The sequence below is a fragment of the Olsenella sp. DNF00959 genome (assembly GCF_001553055.1).
GTDB classification, from domain to species: Bacteria; Actinomycetota; Coriobacteriia; order Coriobacteriales; family Atopobiaceae; genus Olsenella_I; species Olsenella_I phocaeensis.
Map to the genome: position 1 here is coordinate 445,298 of NZ_KQ960123.1, position 14,523 is coordinate 459,820.

General features: G+C 66.1%; 7 protein-coding genes. 5 read left to right on the plus strand and 2 right to left on the minus strand.

What is annotated here, in order from left to right:
* The first annotated feature begins 352 nt into the window (after positions 1 to 352).
* The 3 genes from HMPREF1868_RS01920 to HMPREF1868_RS01930 all read left to right on the plus strand — a co-directional run bounded on the left by HMPREF1868_RS01920 (position 353) and on the right by HMPREF1868_RS01930 (position 3,663).
* The gene (locus tag HMPREF1868_RS01920; RefSeq protein ID WP_062529872.1) at positions 353 to 1,735 is read left to right on the plus strand and encodes an NCS2 family permease; all 1,383 of its coding nucleotides are present in this window, start codon (positions 353 to 355) and stop codon (positions 1,733 to 1,735) included.
* An 88-nt stretch (positions 1,736 to 1,823) separates the two neighbouring features.
* A complete protein-coding gene (locus tag HMPREF1868_RS01925; protein WP_062529874.1) occupies positions 1,824 to 3,107 on the plus strand; it encodes an amidohydrolase family protein in 1,284 nt (427 codons plus the stop codon).
* Positions 3,108 to 3,315: 208 nt separating this feature from the next.
* Positions 3,316 to 3,663, plus strand: a complete 348-nt coding sequence (locus tag HMPREF1868_RS01930; protein WP_197414921.1) for a helix-turn-helix domain-containing protein — start codon at positions 3,316 to 3,318, stop codon at positions 3,661 to 3,663.
* Here HMPREF1868_RS01930 and HMPREF1868_RS09940 read toward each other — a convergent pair.
* Positions 3,660 to 4,034, minus strand: a complete 375-nt coding sequence (locus HMPREF1868_RS09940; protein ID WP_231782226.1) for a hypothetical protein — start codon at positions 4,032 to 4,034, stop codon at positions 3,660 to 3,662. The two genes, HMPREF1868_RS01930 and HMPREF1868_RS09940, sit on opposite strands and share 4 nt — an antisense overlap.
* A 352-nt stretch (positions 4,035 to 4,386) precedes the next feature.
* On the opposite strand from HMPREF1868_RS09940, the gene HMPREF1868_RS01940 reads away from it, so the two are divergent.
* Complete coding sequence (locus tag HMPREF1868_RS01940; protein ID WP_062529878.1) at positions 4,387 to 5,088, plus strand: TetR/AcrR family transcriptional regulator; 702 nt, start codon at positions 4,387 to 4,389, stop codon at positions 5,086 to 5,088.
* A complete protein-coding gene (locus HMPREF1868_RS01945) occupies positions 5,081 to 9,787 on the plus strand; it encodes a 2-hydroxyacyl-CoA dehydratase (RefSeq protein ID WP_062529880.1) in 4,707 nt (1,568 codons plus the stop codon). Before HMPREF1868_RS01940 ends, HMPREF1868_RS01945 begins: the two co-directional genes overlap by 8 nt.
* Positions 9,788 to 11,717: 1,930 nt before the next feature.
* On the opposite strand, the gene HMPREF1868_RS01955 is transcribed toward HMPREF1868_RS01945, so the two are convergent.
* Positions 11,718 to 14,342 carry a DEAD/DEAH box helicase gene (locus HMPREF1868_RS01955; RefSeq protein WP_062529884.1) on the minus strand — a complete coding sequence of 875 codons (2,625 nt, stop codon included), beginning with the start codon at positions 14,340 to 14,342 and terminating at the stop codon, positions 11,718 to 11,720.
* Positions 14,343 to 14,523 lie beyond the last annotated feature (181 nt).

Below are 14,523 nucleotides of genomic sequence, written 5' to 3' on the forward strand. Positions count from 1 at the left end.
CTCTTCAAAAAGGGAATTCATTATCAAGAATATAGAAAAATTAGAGAATCTCGTGCACATAAAACCGCATATGACACTCATTTCGTAATCTTTATGAAGCACATGAATATAAACTCATGCTTAGGCTGCAGGAACTTTCGTTACGTACGCCCAGAAATAGCGACCGCTCGCCTAGAAGAAAAAATTCAGGAGGCAAGCATAAGTCTATGGTCAAGATGCAGACAGAAAGTTTGTGAGTAAGAAAAATTGGTTTTTAGTTGGCACGTGGAGGGGACGGAGCGAGACGCCCATGGGCGCCGCGCCCCTGCGCCGGGGGGACCTGCACCCCTCCAGGCAAGCAAGGGAGGGTTCTATGCAAGCAGCACTACAGAGGTTGTTCCATCTGGAGGAACGTGGGACCAACATCCGCACGGAGGTGATCGCCGGCCTCACCACCTTCGTCACCGTGGCCTACATCCTGGCCGTCAACCCCTCCGTGCTCGCACAGTCGGGGATGGACAGCGGCGCGGTGTTCACGGCGACCGCGGTGGTCACCTTCATCGGCACCTGCCTCATGGGCCTCATGACCAACTATCCCTTCATCCTGGGCCCGAGCCTGGGGCTCAATGCCTACTTCGCCTACACCGTATGCCTTGGCATGGGCTACAGCTGGCAGGTGGGCCTTGCCGCCTGCTTCGTTGAGGGCCTCATCTTCCTGCTGCTCTCGGTCACCAAGCTGCGCGACCTCGTCTTCAACGCCATCCCGCAGAGCCTGAAGCTCGCCATCACCGCGGGCATCGGCCTCTTCGTGGCCCTCATCGGCCTCAAGGGCGCCGGCATCATCGTGGGCAACGACGCCACCCTCGTGGGGCTCTTCAACATCCACGAGAGCCTCGCTGACGGCAGCTTCTCCACGGCAGGCATTTCGGTGGTGCTCGCGCTCGTGGGCGTCATCATCACCGGCATCCTCTCGTCCAAGCACGTGAAGGGCGACATCCTGCTGGGCATCCTCATCACCTGGGCCCTGGGCATCGTCTGCCAGCTCGCCGGCGTCTATGTGCCTGATCCGGCGGCGGGCTTCAACAGCGTCCTGCCCGACTTCTCGCGCGGGCTCTCCGTGCCCTCGCTGGCGCCCACCTTCATGCAGCTCGACTTCAGCCACATCACCGACCTCGGCTTCCTCACCGTCGTCATGGCCATCCTCTTCGCCTCGCTCTTCGACACCGTGGGCACCCTCGTCGGCGCGGCCTCCAAGGCCGGCCTCCTCGACGAGGATGGCAACCTTGCCCACACCAAGGGCGCGCTCGTGGCGGAGTCCCTGACCACCATGGTCGCCGCGGTCTTCGGCAACTCGCCCACTTGCGTCTCGGTCGAGTGCGCTGCCGGCATCACCTCGGGCGGCCGCACCGGGCTCACCTCGATCACCGTCGCCGTGATGTTCGTGCTCTCGCTCCTCCTCTCGCCCTTCTTCCTAGCGATCCCCATGTTCGCGACGGCACCTGCCCTGATCATGGTGGGCTTCTCGATGATGGGCGCCCTCTTCGGGGTCGACTTCGGCAACGTCTGCGAGGGGCTTCCCGCCTTCGTCTGCGCCATCGCCATGCCCTTCACCTACAGCATCGCCGAGGGCATCTGCCTGGGCATCATCGTCTACGTCGTGGTCAACCTCGCCGCCGGTGAGGAGCGTAGGCGCACCATCAGCCCCATGATGTACGCGCTGGCCGTGCTGTTCGTCCTCAAGTACCTCGTCATATAGGAGAATCGCGGTGGGCCGCGGCCGGGGCCAGACCGAGCCTGCGGCCCGTCGCGCGACATGCTGGACCTCTCTTAGGATTGGAGAACCCATGGAAGGCAAGTCGTTCGTACTCAAGGGTGACGTCTGCTACAACGTGTCCCAGACCGAGTTCCGCACGCTCGAGGCAGGCTACGTGGTCTGCGTCGACGGCGCGTCCGCCGGCGTCTTCGAGGAGCTGCCCGAGCGCTATGCCCAGCTGCCCCTGCGCGACTTCGGCCATGCCCTGATCGTCCCCGGCCTCAACGACATCCACGTGCATGCGCCGCAGTATGGCTTCCGTGGCATCGCCATGGACCTGGAGCTTCTCGACTGGCTTAACACCTACACCTTCCCCGAGGAGAGCAAGTACGCCGACCTCGCCTATGCGGAGAAGGGCTACTCGATCTTCGCCGACGACCTCCAGAGGTCCTTCACCACGAGGGCCGTCGTCTTCGGCACCATGCACGTGCCGGGCACCGAACTGCTCATGGACAAGCTCGAGGCGACGGGCCTCAAGACCTATGTGGGCAAGGTCAACATGGACCGCAACAGCCCCGACTACCTCAGCGACCAGACCGCCGAGGCGTCCCTCGAGGCGACGCGCTCCTGGCTCGCGGACGTGAGCGGCCGCTACCAGAACACCCTGCCCATCCTCACCCCGCGCTTCACGCCCACCTGCTCCGACGAGCTCATGGAGGGCCTCGGCAAGATCAAGGCCGAGACGGGCCTTCCCGTGCAGTCGCACCTCTCCGAGAACCTGTCCGAGATCGACTGGGTGAAGGGCCTCTGCCCCTGGTCGAGCTGCTACGGCCAGACCTACGACCACTTCGGCCTCTTGGGCGGCAACTCCAAGACCATCATGGCGCACTGCAACTACTCCACCCCCGAGGAGGTCGAGCTGTTGAGGGCTACGGGCACCTACGTGGCGCACTGCCCCCAGTCCAACGCCTTCCTCTCGTCCGGCATCGCTCCCATCCGCGACTACCTGCGCAAGGGCGTCAACGTGGGACTGGGCACCGACGTCGCTGGCGGCGCGAGCCTCAACATGTTCCGTGCCGTCGCCGACGCCGTGGGCTGCTCCAAGCTGCGCTGGCGCTGCGTCGACCAGGAGCTCCCGTCGCTCACCATCCAGGAGGCCTTCTGGATCGCCACGCTGGGCGGCGGCTCGTTCTTCGGCAAGGTGGGAAGCCTGGACGAGGGCTTCGACTTCGACGCGCTCGTGCTGGACGACTCCGGCATCCGTTCGCCGCGCGAGCTGAGCGTGGAGCAGCGCCTCGAGCGCTACTGCTACCTCGCCGACGAGGGTGGCAGGCTTGCCGCCAAGTTCGTCGCCGGCAAGGAGATCGAGCTCTAGGGCACAGATTGCCGCTGGATCGTCGTGCGCCCCTCTCACCTGCGTCTTGCGGGGGAGAGGGGCGCGCCTTCTTGTGCCGAGATGTCCGTTTTGACCGTTTTTGCTAAGATGAATGCAGCCAAGACAGACGAGGGAGGGAGAAGAAATGCATACCACGACTCTTGTTCCCACTACGTGTCCCTACCTCGTGAGCGCGCAGGGGGACCGCATGCGGCTCACCCAGGAGGCCTATGAGCTTGCCAAACAGGTGGCTCAGGTCCTCTCCTCGCCTTCAGAGGGCAAGGGTCGTGGTCCGCACCTCGTCGGCACGGGAACGGCAGCGAAGGTCCTCGGCGTGTCTCGCAGGACCGTCGCTCGCATGATTGACCGGAGGGAGCTGCCGTGCGAGCGCATCGGCGGCAACCACCACAGGAGGGTCGCTATGGAGGATGTCGTGTCCCTTGCGTTGAGAGTGCGCGCGCAGCGGTCTGCCGCGCTCGAAGAGATGAGGGATGCCGCAGACGAGGCGGGCTTCTATGATACGGACCTGTCATCGTACCTTGACGGTCTCGGCTAGCCGCAATGCAGCTTGCTGTCCTTGACGCAAACGTCTTCGTCACGACATGGACGCTTGACGTGCTGCTCACGCTTGCCGACGCCGAGGTATTCGAGCCCGTCTGGTCCAAACGCATCATCGAAGAAGCCAGGAGGGCGAACTAGCGCATTCGTGGCAACGCGGGCGATGCCATCTTTGACGCTGCCAACAAGGCATTTCCGTTTGCCCAGGTAAAGCTTGCGAGGCGGCCACCTGGCCTTGACCTTCCGGACTTGGACGACGTGCATGTGGTGCGTGCCGCAATCGCCGCGGGCGCGGGCACCATCGTCACGTACAACCTCAAAGACTTCCCCGACTCCGTCCTGCGGCAGTTTGGCGTGACGGCGCGCCATCCAGATGCCTTTCTGCTGGAACTGGCGAGCTCGCGCTCGCAGGTGGTCTTTGATGCCCTTAAGGTGCTGGTGAGCGAGAAGCGACATCCACCGCGAGGGTGGGGCGAGGAGCTCGACGCCTTGCGCAACAACAGGTTGTACGGATTTGCGAGTTGGGCTGAAGCCATCTTGGCGTCTGACGATTCGTGAGGGGAGAGGGGCGCGCCTTTCTTGTCGCGGCCTGGCCGAATGTGTGAGCGACGTGCGCCCGTCACTTTCGTCTGGTGATACTTCTCGCCTTGTGCAATAATTCCCACGCTGTAACATACTTCACAGGGTGCGAAGTGACTGCCAACAGGGAAGGAGTCGCGGCATGCGACAGGCCCCTCGCCAGAAGAGCGCCGCCACGGCGGCGAGCGCCGACCGACGCGTCGTGCGCACGAGGCGTGCCCTGCGCGACGCCCTCGCGGAAGAGATCGAGGTGACGGGCGACCTCTCCCAGGTCACGGTCACCGCCGTCTCGGACCGCGCAGGCATCACGAGGCGCACCTTCTACTCCCACTACCGGGACATCCCCGACCTCGTGTCCTCGCTCGAGGAGCGGACCATCGACGAGCTCAGGAGCCGCGTCGCACGGCTCTCCGCCGTCAACCTGGACGAGCTCCAGAGGGTCATCGCCCGGCTCGAGCCGGCTCCCGGCGCGGTGGGGCTCCTCGAGTACTTCAGGTCCCGCCCCTACCTGAGCCCCCTTCTGGGCGAGGGGGGAGACCCTGCCTTCGCCGAGCGCATCAAGCTCATGGTGCGCGAGGTGGTACAGGACCGTGCGCTCGACGGGCTGGACCTGCGCGCCATCCCCTTCTTCGACTACTACCTCACCTTCGTCATCTCGGCCGAGGTCGGCGTCCTCGCGCGCTGGCTCTCGGCGGGGATGCGCGAGGACGTGGGCGACATGGCGCGCGTCATGACCGCCCTCCTGTTCGTCAGGCCCGGAGACCTCTACGGCAAGTCGCTGCAGTTCGACGTCGACGCCCTGGGCCTCTCTCTTCTTGGAATTAAGGAGTCAAGCGATGACTAACCACGCAGGTTCCAACGCGGCGCAGGCAGAGGCCACGCAGGGAGTGGAGCTGAGGCAGCAGGGGGCGGAGCTCAGCCCCGCCAATCCCGTCGACCTGGTTCACGCCGAGCTCAGGCTGGGCATCGACGTGGGCTCCACCACGGTCAAGCTCGCCGTCATCGACGCCCGCAACCACCTGGTCTACGCGAACTACGAACGTCACCACACCGACGTGCGCGCCACCGCGAAGGCCCTCTTCGAGCGAGCCCGCTCGGTCATCGGCGACCCCTCCATGCGCGTGTCCATCACCGGCTCCGGCGGCATGCTGCTCGCCAGGTGGCTCGACCTCGAGTTCGTGCAGGAGGTCATCGCCTCGAAGCGTGCGGTCGAGGCTCTCATCCCCCAGACCGACTGCGCCATCGAGCTGGGCGGCGAGGACGCCAAGATCATCTACTTCGACAACGGCATCGAGCAGCGCATGAACGGCACCTGCGCCGGCGGCACGGGCGCCTTCATCGACCAGATGGCCTCGCTCATGCGCACGGACGCCTCGGGCCTCAACCAGATGGCCAAGGAGGCCACGCACATCTACCCCATCGCGAGCCGCTGCGGCGTCTTCGCCAAGTCAGACGTGCAGCCGCTGCTCAACGAGGGTGCCGCCCCCGCGGACGTGGCTGCCTCCATCTTCCAGGCCGTGGCCAACCAGACCGTGTCGGGCCTCGCCTGCGGGCACCCCATCCGCGGCTACGTGGCCTTCCTGGGCGGGCCCCTGCAGTACCTCTCCGAGCTGCGCAAGCGCTTCTACGAGACGCTGCACTTGGACGAGGAGCACCGCGTCATCCCCGCCAACGCCCACCTCTTCGTGGCGACGGGTGCCGCCCTCGCCGGGGAGTCCGACAAGCACGTCACCTTCAGCGAGGTCGTCGACGCCCTTGCCAGCCTCAAGGGCACCCAGGGCTCCGAGGTCGCGCGCCTCGACCCGCTCTTCGCCACCGAGGACGACTATCGCGCCTTCAAGGAGCGTCACGACAAGCAGGTCGTGCCCAAGGGACGGCTCGAGGACTACCACGGTCGCGTGTTCATAGGCATCGACGCCGGCTCCACCACCATGAAGGCGGCCGTCGTGGGCGAGGCCGGACAGCTCCTCTACACCTGGTACGACAACAACAACGGCGACATCCTGGGCACCGCCCGCAAGATCATGGACGACATCTACGACCACCTGCCCGAGGACTGCGCCATCGGGCACGTGACCACCACCGGCTACGGCGAGGGCATCCTCATCGAGGCCCTGCGCGCCGACTCCGGAGAGATCGAGACCGTGGCGCACCTGCGTGGTGCCAAGGCCTTCGTGCCCGACGTCGAGTTCATCCTGGACATCGGCGGCCAGGACATGAAGTGCCTGCAGGTCAAGGGCGGCGTCATCGAGCACATCATGCTCAACGAGGCGTGCTCGGCCGGCTGCGGTTCCTTCATCGCCAACTTCGCCGACTCCATGGGCATGACCGTGCAGGAGTTCGCCAAGGCAGCAGTCGGGGGAGAGAGGCCCATCGACCTGGGCAGCCGCTGCACCGTCTTCATGAACTCCCGCGTGAAGCAGGCGCAGAAGGAGGGGGCGACCATCGGCGACGTGGCCGCGGGCCTCTCGTACTCCGTGATCAAGAACGCCCTGTTCAAGGTCATCAAGCTGCGCGACTACGACCAGATTGGCAAGTACGTCGTGGTCCAGGGCGGCACCTTCATGAGCGACGCCACCCTGCGCGCCTTCGAGCTGCTCACCGGCCGCGACGTGATCCGCCCCGACATCGCCGGCGTCATGGGCGCCTACGGTGCGGCTCTCCTGGCCCGTGACCGTGCCGGTGCGAGCGGCACCTCCACGCTGCTGCCGCGCGTCGCCATCGACACCCTCGAGGTCAAGCGCATCCAGACCCACTGCGGCCGCTGCTCCAACAACTGCCAGCTCACCATCAACGACTTCGGTGGGGGCCACCGCTTCGTCACGGGCAACCGCTGCGAGAAGGGCGCGGGCAAGTCAAAGAGGGAGCAGAGCAAGGCGCCCAACCTCTTCGCCACCAAGAACAAGCTGCTCTTCGACCGCAAGGGGCTTGCACCCGACGAGGCGCCCCGCGGCACGGTGGGCATCCCCCGCGCGCTCAACATGTACGAGAACTACCCCTTCTGGCACCGCTTCTTCACCGAGCTCGGCTTCTCGGTCGTGCTGAGCGACCAGACCACCAAGAGGACCTACGAGGCGGGCATCGAGTCCATGCCCTCCGAGTCCGTCTGCTACCCGGCCAAGCTGAGCCACGGCCACGTCATGAACCTCCTGGCCAAGGACCCGGACTTCATCTGGATGCCCTGCATCCGCTGGGAGCGCACCGAGGACGGCAGCGCCACCAACCACTACAACTGCCCCATCGTCATGAGCTATCCGCAGGCGCTGGAGCTCAACGTGGACGAGCTCGCCTCCGACAAGGTCGAGTACCTGGCGCCCTTCATCCCCTACGACGACAAGCGCGAGCTCAAGCGCCGCCTGTACGAGCTCATCGCCGTCCAGAGGGCCGAGGACGCACGCGCCGGCAAGGGCCGCTTCAGGGGAGAGGCGATCACGCGCCAGGAGATCGACGCCGCCGTGAACGCGGCCTGGGAGGAGGACCTGGCCTTCAAGGACCAGATGCACCGCCTGGGCGACGAGGTCCTGCAGTGGATCGAGGACAACGACGCACACGGCATCGTCCTGGCGGGCCGCCCCTACCACAACGACCCCGAGATCAACCACGCCATCCCGGAGCTCCTGCACTCCTTTGGGTTCGCGGTTCTCACCGAGGACTCCGTCGCCCACAAGATGCAGCCCGAGCGGCCCATCCGCGTGGTCGACCAGTGGATGTACCACAGCCGCCTGTACCGTGCCGCCCGCTTCGTGGCCAGCCGCAACGACCTCGACCTCATCCAGCTCAACAGCTTCGGCTGCGGCCTGGACGCCCTCACCACCGACCAGGTGCAGGAGATCCTGGAGGCCTCGGGCAAGATCTACACCGTGCTCAAGATCGACGAGGTGAGCAACCTGGGCGCCGCCCGCATCCGCGTGCGCTCGCTCATGGCCGCGCTCAAGGAGCAGCGCGCCGAGCTCGAGCGCCAGACCGCGGCCGGCGTCGCCGGCGAGGCGGCCCCCGTCGGCGTGCGCCTGGCGGACGGCTCGCTGGAGCACGCGCGCCAGACCGACCTCAGCCGTCGCACCCCGGTGTACCGCGAGGCAAAGAGCGCCGCGGTCAAGAAGGTGCGCTACACCAAGCAGATGCAGGCCGAGGGCTACACCATCCTGGCACCGCAGATGTCGCCCATCCACTTCGAGATTGTGGAGGAGCTCCTGCGCTCCGAGGGCTACAACGTGGTGCTCCTACCCTCCGTCGACCACAAGGCCGTCGACACCGGTCTCAAGTACGTCAACAACGACATCTGCTATCCCTCGATCCTGGTCACGGGCCAGATCATGGAGGCGGTGCTCTCGGGCAAGTACGACCTGTCTCGCACGGCCGTGCTCATCTCGCAGACCGGCGGCGGCTGCCGCGCGACCAACTACATCGCGCTCATCCGCAAGGCCCTGAAGGACTCGGGCCACGAGGACGTCCCCGTGATCTCGCTCTCCGTCGCGGGCGGGCTCGACGAGGACAACCCCGGCTTCCAGATACTGAAGCCCGGCCTCATCGTCAAGGCCGTCTACGGCCTGCTCTACGGCGACCTGCTGATGAAGCTCCTGTACCGCACCCGTCCCTACGAGGCCGAGGCCGGTGCCGCCAACAGGCTCTTCGACCACTTCATGAGCCGTGCCAAGACGCTGATCTGCCGCACCGACCGCAAGAGCTTCTACCGCCTGTGCCAGGACACCGTCGACCGCTTCGACGCGCTGCCGCTGGTCGACGACCGCAGCAAGCCTCGCGTCGGCGTGGTGGGCGAGATCCTCGTCAAGTTCCACCCCACGGCCAACAACCAGGTCGTGGACGTGATCGAGGGCGAGGGCTGCGAGGCTGACGTCCCGGGGCTCGTGGACTTCTTCCTCTTCGGCACTTCCAACCAGATCAACATGAAGGACGAGCTGGGCACCAAGGCGACGAGCCGCCTCACGCACGGTGCTGGCATCAAGCTGATCGAGGGCATGCGCGCGCCGATTAACCGCATGCTCGAGAGGTCCGAGCGCTTCGAGCCCTACATCGACATCTTCGAGCTCGCCGCCAAGGCCAAGCAGGTCCTCTCGCTCTGCAACACCATGGGCGAGGGCTGGCTGCTCACGGCCGAGATGGTGGACCTCATCGAGAGCGGCACCCCCAACATCGTCTGCGCCTCGCCCTTCGCCTGCCTGCCCAACCACGTCGTGGGCAAGTCGGTCATCAAGAGGCTGCGCCAGATGCACCCGGAGTCCAACATCGTGGCCGTCGACTACGACCCCGGTGCGTCGGAGGTCAACCAGCTCAACCGCATCAAGCTGATGATCTCGGTGGCGAAGGAGAACTTCAGGAACGGCGGGGCGTTCAGGGTCCAGAATCCCGATGACCCCACCGAGCGCGTGGTGGCGCCCTATGTGGACGAGACCCGCTACCAGCGTAGCTACACCGACCGCATTGTGAACGAGCGCGCGGAGAGCGCGGCGGTGCACGGAATCAGGCTGTCCCCCGAGCAGCTGGCCGAGATCGAGCGCGCCAAGCGCAAGGCAGGCGTGAGGTAAGGGAGCAGGAGAGCACGAGGTAGCTACGCAGAAGGCGGACACGAGGTAGCCACGCAGAAGGCGGACGTGGGGCAGGGGGGCAGCCACCCGCGCGGCAGGAGGCGGGGCGTCTGCACGGCAGGAGACGATGCCGCTGCGGCGGTCCGGCTTCCGCCAAGAGGTACTTCCAGGCGAGAGGGACGCTGCGGCGAAGGCCAGGCGCCCCTCTCGCCATTTTTCTCTCCCTCCCTCCCCCTCTCGCGAGTGCACAAACTTAAAGCTTCAGATTGCGCATTCGACTACCCATGCCTCCTCCTTTCCTGGGCAAACACGCTGCTTAATTGTGTTGAGTGCGCAATTCGAGGCATTCAGATTGCGCACTCGCGAGAGGAGACACGGGGAGGGGAAAGAGGCGAGCGGAGAGAGGGGCAAGCGGGACGAGGAAGGGTGGGGCTTGTCCAAGCGGGATGAGGAAGGGTGGGGCTTGTCCAAGCGGGATGAGGAAGGGTGGGGCTTGTCCAAGTGGGGTAGTCCGTGGGCTTTCTGTGACGAGTGTGCTCCCACGTCGGTTCGACGGCAGGCAACTTAAGCGTTAGCTGCAGGTTGGTGTCATGGCTGAACTGCGCAAACGAGGCTTGCATACATCAACCCCAATCTGCTGGCAGTCTGCGGCAAGCTGCCAACGAGGTACCTGCGAGCTTGCGTTGCTAGTCTCGCCGCATGGATATCTTCGTGTCGGGCGGCAGCTCCCTGGAATTGCTGCGCAGGAGCAGGATTGACAATCAGGTCACGGTCGCGCCAACGGGCTTGCGGCGAGTGAGGAGGTCGGCATGCCCCTACGAGCGCCTGGGTGACGTCGCGGTCGACCGGCTCTCTGGTCTTCTCGCCATCAATGCATCGCATCCATTGCGCCTTCATGCCCCGGACCCGGGGCATAGGGTTCGGCATCGTCTCGTGGCAAGTGACATGTGTTCGGTCGAGTTTCCCGCGACCGCCTTCCTGGGCCTGTCGTCCCCGCTTCTGAAGCCTGGGACGCATGGGTTTGCGATAGACGTTCCCCAGCTCAGCCTCTTGCAGCTTGCCCGAGACCGGCAGAGGCGCATCCGAAGGGGCATCCTTGAGGACTTTGCCGCCCTCGTCGACCTAACGGAGTTCACAAACGAGATGTGCGGCAGCTACGGCAGGGACCCACGGGACCCCTTGCGGGGAGCCTGTACGTATGGGCTCAGGCCACTCCAGCGCCTCGAGGACTTCTCTGGCTTCTTGGCTGGTTGCTCGCGCATGCGGGGCGTTGCGCTGGCAAGGCAGGCCGCGCATCTGGCAGTGGAGAGTGCCGCGTCCCCGATGGAGTCGCTTCTCGCCCTGCTCCTGAGCCTTCCGCCAGAGTTGGGTGGCATCGGTCTCGAGAAACCCCTGGTCAACCAGCCTTTGGACCTCGGGCCGTCTGGAAGGGGAGTCCAACACCGGAGGCTCAGGCCCGACCTGTACTTCCCTGGCCTGGAGCTCGCACTTGAGTATGACAGCGGGGAATGGCATGACCTGGCGGAGCAGCGAAGGGAGGACGTTCGTAGGATGCAGGACTACGCGGCACTTGGCATCGTCGCCTGCCCCATTGTCTTCGATGACTTGCGCACGCCTGCGGCTGCTGAGACGCTTCTGGCTCGAGTGATTTCGTCTTCGTCGAGACACATGGGGAAGCGGCTTGCGCGAGAGCGACTTGACCTGCTCGGGGACCCCGAGCTGCGTGCCCGGCGCAGGATTCTCCTCCGACGACTGCTCCCCCGTGGCCGTCGTCCGCCCGAGTGCGCAAACTGAATGAGTCAAATTGCGCACTCGGCAGGGTTCTTTCTCACTTTCCTGGGCAAATGCAGGCGAGAGAAGCCTCGAGTGCGCAAACTGAAGCTTTCAGATTGCGCACTCGCGAGGGGGGGAAGGGGAGAGGGGCCTAGGCCTAGGCCCGCAGGTCCTCGACGAAGCCGACGCGGTAGCTGGCGAAGACGACGCTGCCCTCGGCCTGCGTCTCGTCCAGGTCCACGTCCGCGGCGATGCCGAAGTCGTCGTCGCCGTCCGCGTCATGGAACATCTGCCTTACGTGCCAGACGTGCCCCTCGCGCTCGTCCGCCTCGTCGACCCAGAGGTAGGCCGAGCTCCTGGCGTCCCCGTCCAGCAGGATCTCGTCGTGCTCCCCGAAGAGCTCGCCCAGCGCCGCCTGCCAGCGCCTCTCTCGCCAACCCCACTCCTCGTCCATCGCGCCCAGGGTCGTAGCGTCGCGCACCGCCGCCGCCCGCACGCGCCTCCAGAGGGCGTTGCGCACCAAGAGCGTGAGGCCGCGCCGGTCGCGCACGACGACGTCCGCCTCCTGTGGCGCCGCGGCGTCCAGCCCGTCCTCGTCCCGCGATCCCAGGCCGGACCACTCGTCCACGAGGCTCGAGTCCACGGTGCGCACCACCAGGCCCAGCCAGTCCACGACCTCTTCGAGCCTCTCGTCCAGCTTCGACGCGGGGACCGTGCGGCTCAGCACGCGGTAGGCGTCGCTCAGGTAGCGCAGCAGCGTCCCCTCGCTCCGGGCGATGCCATAGCGGGCCACGTAGCCCTTGAAGTCGCTCGCGGTCTCGACCATGTCGCGCAGCACGCTCTTGGGGGACAGCTCGAAGTCACGCGCCCAAGGCACCTGCTCGCAGTAGCGCGCGAAGGCCTCCCCAAGCAGCTCCTCGAGGGGCTTGGGGTAGCTGACCTCCTGGATGCGGTCAATCCGCTCGTCGTAGTCGATGCCGTCGGCCTTCATCTGCGCCATCGCCTCGTCGCGGGCATGGCGCTCCTGGACGCGCAGTATCTGGCGCGGGTCCTCGAGCGTCGCCTCCACCATGCTGATGAGGTCGAGCGCGTAGTCGGGCGACTCGGGGTCCAGGAGCTCGAGCGACGCGAGCAGGAAGGGCGAGAGCGGCTGGTCCAGGGCGAAGTCCTCGGGCAGGTTGACGGTGAGGGCGTAGCTCGCCGACGGGCTTCCGTCGAAGGCGAGGCTTCCGTCCGTGGCCTCCTCGCGCGACACCACGCCGGCGTCGATCAGGGTCGCGAAGATCTCGTCCGCGCGGACGCGCAGGCGCAGCTTCTGCTCCTCGGTCTGCTGGGAGTCCTCCACGAGGCGCATCACGCGCTCATGTGCGTCGCCGCCCTGCTCCACCTCGCTCAGCACCATGGAGTGGGTGACCTTCATGTGGGGACGCAGGGTCTCGGGCGTGGCCTCGACGAGCCGCTCGAAGGTCTGTCTGTTCCACCCCACGAAGCCCTCGGGCGGCTTCTTGGTCTTGATCTTGCGAGCCTTCTTGGGGTCGCCACCGGCCTTGGCCAGGGCGCGGGCGTTCTCTATCTCGTACTCGGTCGCCTGGGCGATGACCAGGCCCTCCGTGTCGAAGCCCGATCTGCCCGCGCGCCCGGCGATCTGGTGGAACTCGCGCGCCGAGAGCCTGCGCATGCGCCTGCCGTCGAACTTGCTGAGCGCGGTGAGGAGCACGGTGTGGATGGGCACGTTGATGCCCACGCCCAGGGTGTCGGTCCCGCAGATGACGGGAAGGAGCCCCTGCTGGGCGAGCTTCTCCACCAGGAGGCGGTAGCGGGGGAGCATGCCCGCGTGGTGCACGCCCACGCCCGAGAGGAGCAGGCGGCGCAGGGTCTTGCCAAAGGTGGTGGTGAAGCGCGTGCCCTTGACGGCCTCCTTGATGGCGTCGCGCTGCTCGCGGGTGCTCACGCCGTAGCTCGCGAGCGACTGCGCGCTGGCGAGGGCGCTGTCCTGCGAGAAGTGCACGACGTAGAGGGGGGCGTCGCCGTCCTTCAGGGCAAGCTCGACCGTGCCCTCGAGTCCCGTGTCCACGAAGCGGTACTCCAGGGGCACGGGTCGCTCGGCGTCCAGCACGAGCTCGCAGGCGCGCTCCGTGTGTCCCTCGAGCGAGGCGGCGATGGCGCTGACGTCGCCCAGGGTGGCGCTCATCAGGAGGAACTGCACGTGGGGGAGGGTGAGCAGGGGGACCTGCCAGGCCCAGCCGCGGTCGCGGTCGCCGAAGAAGTGGAACTCGTCCATGGCGGCGCAGCCCACGTCGGCGCGGGCGCCCTCCGAGAGCGCGAGGTTGGCCAGGATCTCGGCCGTGCAGCACACGACGGGCGCGGCGGGGTTGATGGTGACGTCACCGGTGACCATGCCCACGCTGTCCCTGCCCAGCAGCTCGACCATGTCGAAGAACTTCTCGCTCACCAGGGCCTTGATGGGTGCGGTGTAGTAGCTGCGGCGGTCGGTGCACATGGCCATGAAGCAGAGGCCCAGGGCGACCATGGACTTGCCCGAGCCCGTTGGCGTGCCCAGGATCACGTGGCTGCCGGACGCGAGGTCGAGCAGGGCCTCCTCCTGGTGCTCCCAGAGGGTGACGCCGCGCGACTCGACCCAGCCCAGGAAGAGCTCGAGGGCGTCCTCGGCGGAGATGTCGGGGAAGTGCTCGTCGTCCGGCCAGGGCACGAGCTGTCCCAACGAGGCGACGTCCCTCTGGTCCAAGGGCTCCTGGGGCGTGGGAGTGAGGTCGGCGGGCATGGGGCTCCAAGTCTGGGATGGGGGCGGGGCGCGCGGGTCGCGTCGGGGGCGGTTGGCATGGGGCGAGAGGGACGTGCTGTGCCGACGTGGCGCGGGCGCGTGGCGCTCCGACTGGCACCTCCTGGCCAGCAAGACACGGACGCAGGTCCTCTCGCCTTGCTGACTTTACGCCTGCGTGCCA